The sequence below is a fragment of the Pseudomonas sp. L13 genome (assembly GCF_009935965.1).
Classification (GTDB): Bacteria; Pseudomonadota; Gammaproteobacteria; order Pseudomonadales; family Pseudomonadaceae; genus Aquipseudomonas; species Aquipseudomonas lactis.
This window is the reverse complement of record NZ_QODJ01000115.1, coordinates 1-6,846: the sequence shown is the minus strand read 5'-3', so window position 1 is coordinate 6,846 and position 6,846 is coordinate 1. Positions and strand designations below refer to the sequence as shown.

Genomic DNA, 6,846 nt, shown 5'->3' with positions numbered 1-6,846 from the left:
GCATCCCTGCCGGTTTACCCCCCAAATCCCTGTCGAATTCCGGCCAGCGTGGTTTGACGGGGCGCCTGAGATCAAAATCAAAAGCAGATCAAAAGCAGATCAAGAGCGACTCGCTTCGCATCGTGGTTACCGTTGAGCGCTGCACAGTTGTGTAGATACCTATGGCTATCGCAAGCCAGCTCCCGCAGTGGTCGTGTACTGCCCACAAAATTTGCGCCTGGCACATCTCCCGTAGAGCTAACTGTGTACAGCCACCGGTCTTGCGCCAGCCAGTAGCGTCTGCGATTTAATCGCATATCGAGCCCCTCATGACCCGCTCCGAGACCTACCTGGACTCACCCCGCCAAACCACTCTCGAGCAAATCGAAACCCTGTTTCGCGAGCCGCCCTCATTGCTAGTGGTTGCGCAAGACAGCGCCCAGGTTTATTTGGACCAGCAGCTGGGTACCGGCATATGGCGAGCCGGCCTGATCTACATCGGCACTCCCGATGACAGCGACGGCACGCTGGCTTACCAATCCCTGGCCGAGCGTGTGGTGCAGCGGCTGGCCAGCGCGAAAACCATGTTGCTGGTGCCGGATTTTCATAAGGTCGTGCAGCGGCGTCGCGAGGTCTTCGAGCCGGGCGGGCCGGCCCTTGCGCAACTTGAGCCGCTGATCGACCGCTGCGGCGCGCTCTTGCTCGGCGCCTATGCGCAACGCCTGCAAGCCTGGTGGCGTGAAGCATTGCCGGTGGACATGACGCGTTGGGGTTACCTCTCGGACGACCTGCTGGCCTTGCTGTACGACTCACCCAAACCGCCTGGCTTGAGCGAAGCGCAATTTGCCACGCTGTTCCCCAGGCATCTGCTGCACCCCGTGCGGCCAGACCGACAATGGAATGCTCAAGGTGAAGCCCTGCGCGTACAGGCGTTGTACAAGCCAGGCCCGGACGGGCCGCAGATGCTGCCCGTGCTGGTGCTCAGCCATGGGCAACAAACCCTGGTGTTCAGCCCCGCCAGTGGTATCCACCCGCTAGCCCGCCTGAACGACGTCGCCGCGCTATTACCGGCCTATGGTGCGGTAGGCCAATGGTTTGCCCAGGACGTTGAGGGCGATCCCTTCGACGCCCTGGCGGCCAGTTACCTGGCGCAGCAATTGCGCGACATCGACAGTATCGACCGCCACCAACCCCTGTTGTTGGGGCAGCATCAGAGGCTGCTGGACCACATCACCGACCCACGTCGCTGGTTCGTTGCCAGCCTGACTCCCTTGCAACAGACCCTGCGCAGCGCCATGCCAAACTGGCTTGCCCAGGCCGACGATGCTGACAGCATCGCCTATGCGCGCCTGCTCCAGAACCTGGTGCTGGCCCGCCAGCGCAGCAACGGCCAGCACTTTCTGGACGGCATTGACTCGATCCGGCAGTTTGCCAACAACGCCTTGCAAACCTGTCTGCGCACTGAGCCCGCTGCCCAGAAGCTGCGCGCGCAAGATATCCAACTGACATTCAATCGCGTGGTTGCCGCCGCCGTCCCGGTGCAGGGAGGCTTTATCGCCGGCGAAGTAGACCCGGTCACCCTGACCTTGACCGAACTGGCCCTGGAAAACCTGGCCGGCTTTCCCCACACCGCCAGCGACATCACCCTCAAGGGCGCCAAAGCTCCCAAGTGGCTGACCTACAGCCTGCTCCAACGCTGTGTGACCAAGGCCGACGTGGGCCAGGCCTACCCGGACATGCTGAAGAAAAAACTGCTGGATGACCCGCAAGAGTCGGCGCGCCGTTTGCAGTTGTTCCAGGCCCAGTTGCGGGTGCAACTGCCGATGCTGGCGCTGGCGTTGAAGATCAAGGCCGAACAGGGCCTGACCGAAGCCGGCTTTCAATGTGTGCACGCCGCGTTGCAAGCCTCGGCTGCTGAACGCAAGGTGCAAGGCCAGGCCATGGCCGTGTGGCCGCTGGCGTTCAAGGCCGCGCCCGGTGCGGTGACGGACGAGGTGACCAACCAGTTCATCATCGGGCCTCGGGATCAAAGCGTTGGCGTGCACCTGTTGTACCGACCTTTGCTGACGCCGACGCTGCAGGAGTTCGTGTCCATCCAGGCACTGCTCGACGCGATCAAGGCCCCGGGGGCCTTGCAGGAGCAGGTACTGGCGTGGCTGGCCCCGGCGCGGCAAGCGGTGTATGCCCACGGTGGTTTCAACGAGCCGCATATCCGCCACTTTCTGCCTGGCGATGAGTTCACGGCTTATGAAAAACCGGCGCCGGTGCAACTCAGCAAGCAACTGAGTACCGAAGACCCAGCTAGCCTGATTTTCCACGGCACCGCCAAGGCGCTGGTGGCGTTGGCCGACCGGCAATCGGTGTCGAATGCCGAGCAACGCTGGGCGCAGTTGAAACAGGCCGGCTGGTTGCTGTTCGGTGCCGTGCTGCCGTTTGCCGGCGAGCCGCTGATGCTGGGCGGGTGGTTGCTGCAACTGGTGGACAGCCTGCAAAGCGATATCCAGCGCCTGGCCAGCGACGATCCGCAGGCCAAGAGCGCGGCGGTGATGGACGTGTTAACCAACCTCATGGTGATCCTCGCTCATCAGGCGACGCCCCATGACCCTTTGCGGCCTCTGCAACTGGAGGCGCCGGTGTTTGCCTCGCTGGCGCGGCCAGCATCGAGCCCGCTGGTGCCGACACAGGTGCCGGTGCCCATGCGCTTCACTGCGCCGGCCGGCTGGGCCAATGCCCGCGGCAATCTGAATGCCGCACAGATCGCACGGGCGCGCGGCCTCAGTCTCCGGGCTTTCTCCGGTTCATGGGCCGGGGCCGAGCAAAGCGGACCGCAGCGTGGCTTGCTGCGCGATACTTCGCACACCCCGGCGCAGTGGCAGGCGCTGATACGCGGGCACCTGTACCGCGTCACGGTCAAAGCCGGTGCGGTGCGGGTAGTCAGCGCCGATGGCAGCACCCTGGGGCCCTGGTTGAAACCTTTGGGCGAGGGGCAATGGGATTTCGATGGGCAGTTGCGCCTGGCGGGCGGCAATGCCGACGCTGCCGTCGACGCCGCGTTGACGGCCGGCGAGGAGTCGTTGTCGAGCCTGGAGCCGCAATACCGCGAGGCGGGTCGCAGGCGGGCAAGGGCCAACGCGACGATGGAAGTGGCACGCCATCTGGTGCAAGAGACAGCCAGCAAGATCAGCGAGGAACAACGGGCCACGTTGCGCGAGCGTTACCGCAAGGAACTGCAAAACAAGGTGCACTGTTCTCAAGAGGAACTGCAATTGCTGATGCGCATGCGTGAAATCAAGCCACGCCCCATTATGAGCAGGAGCTGTGCGAAATCCTTGAGTCGCTGATTTTGAGCCTGCGTTTGCTGGATGTGCACATGCGTGAACAGATGGCGCAGATCAATGATCGCATCAAGCCGCTGCTGGAGGTGCTGGAGAACGAGAGCGAAGACGAAGCCGGCTCCGACCTCAATCGCCAGGCCCACGCCGACCTTGATCAACGCATGCGCGAACAGGTCGACGCCGAAGAATCGGCCATCCGCTGGCGCACCCTGGAGCGCAGCTATCTGAACCAACTGCAAGCGGTGCCGCGTCTTGGGCGTAACAAGGCGCTCACGCTGGCGGCGGATGTACCGGCGCGCCCATCGATCCTCGACCTGCAAGCCTTGCAACTGACCACCTTGTGGGGCATCACCATCAATATCGACGGCCCGCCCTTGGAAGAAGAGTTTTTCGACAGCTTGAACCAAGTGATCAATCGCGCTCGCTGGGCCAGTCGCTCCCTGGCCGAGCTGGAAAACATGCCCGCCACCCGTGAAGAACGGGTCGAACTGCTCAAGAGTTTCAGCCATGTCTACGCCACCACCGATGACCATATTCATTTCTGGCGCGCCATGGCCCCGGACACCTTCGACTTGGCCAATCTGGAAAAACTCCAAGCCTTGCTGAGCAGCCTGCATGAGCACGTGGAGCAGGCGTTGGCCGATTTGCTCGCACCACCATCAGGCGCCAGGCCGGCTAAGTCAGCCCAGGCGACGGGTGCGCGACAGAAAAAGATCATTCGTACCCGCAACCGTGATGTGTACGTCGCGCGTATCAAAGCGCCGGCCCAGGTCGGCGACAACGGCACGGCGGAACTGGTGGATAACAAGGGCACTGTGATTGCCACCTTCACCGAGGCGCAGGACGGTGTATGGGAACCACTCGAGCCGCCGCCCAGGCCACGGGTAGCCAACCCCCAGTTGGGCGCATTGATGAACAAGGGGCAACGCTTGCTGGCAGATGTCGACAAGGCCATCGACAACGTGCAGGCCATGACCGGCACGTGTGAACCGCAGTCGCAGCAGGCCTTGCTCGTGGCGCAGGCCAACAGCCGGCGGATGCTCGCCGCCGATATCGACAGCAAACTGCGCCAGCTGGACGTGTCGAGGTTGGCGGCGACGCAACAGGCCAACGCCCGCATCCGGGCCAGCGACCTTCGGGCCGCGGCGGTGCGCCTGGATGTAGCGGGTGTACAGGCGCGGGTGCATGCCAGCAAGCTCAAGTTGAGCAGCGCGCAAGATGTGGATTTTCTGCATTCACTCAATGAAGTGCGCATTGTGAGACAGGGCGCACGCGTGCCGATCAAAGGCAAGCCCCGGGATTTCTTGCAGGTGTACGCCGTCGTGGACAGCCACACCGGCCAGCCACTGTGTTACGCGCATTTTCACTACGACAGCCGCGTAGGGCCGGACGACCACTACAAAGACAATGCCGCCCACCTCAAGAGCCCCGAGCAGGAACGAATGGGGCGCCAGGCGCAGGCCGAGGTGGAGGCGCAGGCGTTCGCGCGCATCCGCACCGGCCAGACCGGGCGCGTGCGACAAACCCTGGAAATCGAGCGTGCAAGCATTTCCCGACGCCTGGCCCGGCGCCTGTTTTTCAGTGTGGACTGAGGCGCGCTCGATAAGCCTGGGTTTTCAAAGTTATGTAATACTCTGCGCCGTTTTGCCCTGGCAGGGCCGGTCTAGACAGCGGGAAGCCGCTCCGTCGAAGCCGATTTTTCCGGGGCTTATCGCCAAATTTTGCCGTTTATTGAGTGAAAAGCCCTATCGGTAGCTTTTTATACTGCACGCCCCGCTGTCCTGGCCGAGCATTTGCGCCAGGCGGGTTTGCCCACGAGGCAGGCCCGGTCCGGCCGGTGTATGAGCCCACCCGCTGATACGCCTGAGACTCGGTGGCTAAATCCAATAACAAAATGAGGTTGTATCCCTATGCCTGTTGGCAAACCACTGCCCCCTGGCGAGACCGCTCAAGGCGGCCCGCTCAAACGTGAACTGGGCGAGCGCCATATTCGCTTGATGGCCCTGGGCGCCTGTATCGGTGTCGGCCTGTTTCTCGGCTCGGCCAAGGCGATCGAAATGGCCGGCCCGGCCATCATGCTTTCGTACATCATTGGCGGCCTGGCGATCCTGGTGATCATGCGCGCCCTCGGTGAAATGGCGGTGCACAACCCTGTCGCCGGTTCGTTCAGTCGTTATGCACAGGACTACCTGGGCCCCCTGGCAGGCTTTCTCACTGGTTGGAACTACTGGTTCCTGTGGCTGGTAACCTGCGTCGCGGAAATCACCGCCGTGGCGGTGTACATGGGCGTGTGGTTCCCCGACACGCCACGCTGGATCTGGGCCCTGGCGGCGCTGATCAGCATGGGCACCATCAACCTCATCGCAGTCAAGGCGTTCGGTGAGTTCGAGTTCTGGTTCGCGTTGATCAAGATCGTCACCATCATTGCGATGGTGATCGGTGGCGTAGGCATCATCGCCTTCGGCTTCGGCAATGACGGCGTGGCACTGGGCATTTCCAACCTGTGGACCCACGGCGGCTTCATGCCCAACGGTGTGCAGGGCGTGTTGATGTCGTTGCAGATGGTGATGTTCGCCTACCTGGGCGTGGAGATGATCGGCCTTACCGCCGGTGAAGCGCGCAACCCGCAGAAGACCATTCCCAGCGCCATCGGCTCGGTGTTCTGGCGCATCCTGCTGTTCTATGTGGGTGCGTTGTTCGTGATCCTGTCGATCTACCCGTGGAATGAAATCGGCACCCAGGGCAGCCCGTTCGTGATGACCTTCGAGCGCCTGGGCATCAAGACCGCTGCGGGCATTATCAACTTCGTGGTGATCACCGCCGCGTTGTCGTCCTGCAACGGCGGCATCTTCAGCACCGGGCGCATGCTCTACAGCCTGGCGCAGAACGGCCAGGCGCCGGCGACGTTCGGCACCACCTCTAGTAACGGCGTGCCACGCAAGGCGTTGCTGTTGTCGATCTTTGCCTTGTTGCTGGGCGTACTGCTCAACTACCTGGTGCCGGACCAGGTGTTCGTGTGGGTGACCTCCATCGCCACTTTCGGCGCGATCTGGACCTGGCTGATGATCCTGCTGGCTCAGCTCAAATTCCGCAAAGGCCTGAGCCCGGCCGAGCAAGCGGGCCTCAAGTACCGCATGTGGCTGTACCCGGTCAGCTCCTACCTGGCGCTGGCATTCCTGGTGCTGGTGGTGGGCCTGATGGCGTACTTCCCGGAGACCCGTGTGGCGCTGTATGTCGGGCCTGCGTTCCTGGTGCTGTTGACCGTGTTGTACTACGTATTCAAGTTGCAGCCCGCCGTCGCCAATAGCAGCGCGACCCGCTCCGTTTAAATGTGCGGGCTAGCCTGCGATGGCGGTGGTTCAGTTGCAGATTAATTGACTGACCCGCCGCCTTCGCGAGCAAGCCCGCTCCCACAGGGGATTGGTGCCGGACGCTGACTCCGTGGGCAATACCCAACCAATGTGGGAGCTGGCTTGCCTGCGATAGCGGTGGTGCAGTTAAAAATTCAGTGACTGACACTCCGCTTTCGCGG

General features: G+C 62.4%; 3 protein-coding genes. All 3 read left to right on the top strand.

Features of this window, described 5'->3' with window-relative positions; all coding sequences use genetic code 11:
• Positions 1–308 precede the first annotated feature (308 nt).
• The 3 genes from DK871_RS28040 to DK871_RS28035 all read left to right on the top strand — a co-directional run bounded on the left by DK871_RS28040 (position 309) and on the right by DK871_RS28035 (position 6,643).
• Positions 309–3,320 carry a hypothetical protein gene (locus DK871_RS28040; protein WP_256677539.1) on the top strand — a complete coding sequence of 1,004 codons (3,012 nt, stop codon included), beginning with the start codon at positions 309–311 and terminating at the stop codon, positions 3,318–3,320.
• 29 nt (positions 3,321–3,349) lie between these two features.
• Positions 3,350–4,906 carry a hypothetical protein gene (locus DK871_RS29395; RefSeq protein ID WP_256677538.1) on the top strand — a complete coding sequence of 519 codons (1,557 nt, stop codon included), beginning with the start codon at positions 3,350–3,352 and terminating at the stop codon, positions 4,904–4,906.
• Positions 4,907–5,224: 318 nt separating this feature from the next.
• On the top strand, positions 5,225–6,643 hold the full coding sequence (locus DK871_RS28035) for an amino acid permease (protein WP_054897689.1): 1,419 nt from the start codon (positions 5,225–5,227) through the stop codon (positions 6,641–6,643).
• Positions 6,644–6,846 lie beyond the last annotated feature (203 nt).

Bases quoted from the DNA above. Each gene is read 5' to 3' on its own strand.
- DK871_RS28040 (WP_256677539.1), top strand. From the start codon at position 309: ATGACCCGCTCCGAGACCTACCTGGACTCACCCCGCCAAACCACTCTC.
- DK871_RS29395 (WP_256677538.1), top strand. From the start codon at position 3,350: ATGCGTGAACAGATGGCGCAGATCAATGATCGCATCAAGCCGCTGCTG.
- DK871_RS28035 (WP_054897689.1), top strand. From the start codon at position 5,225: ATGCCTGTTGGCAAACCACTGCCCCCTGGCGAGACCGCTCAAGGCGGC.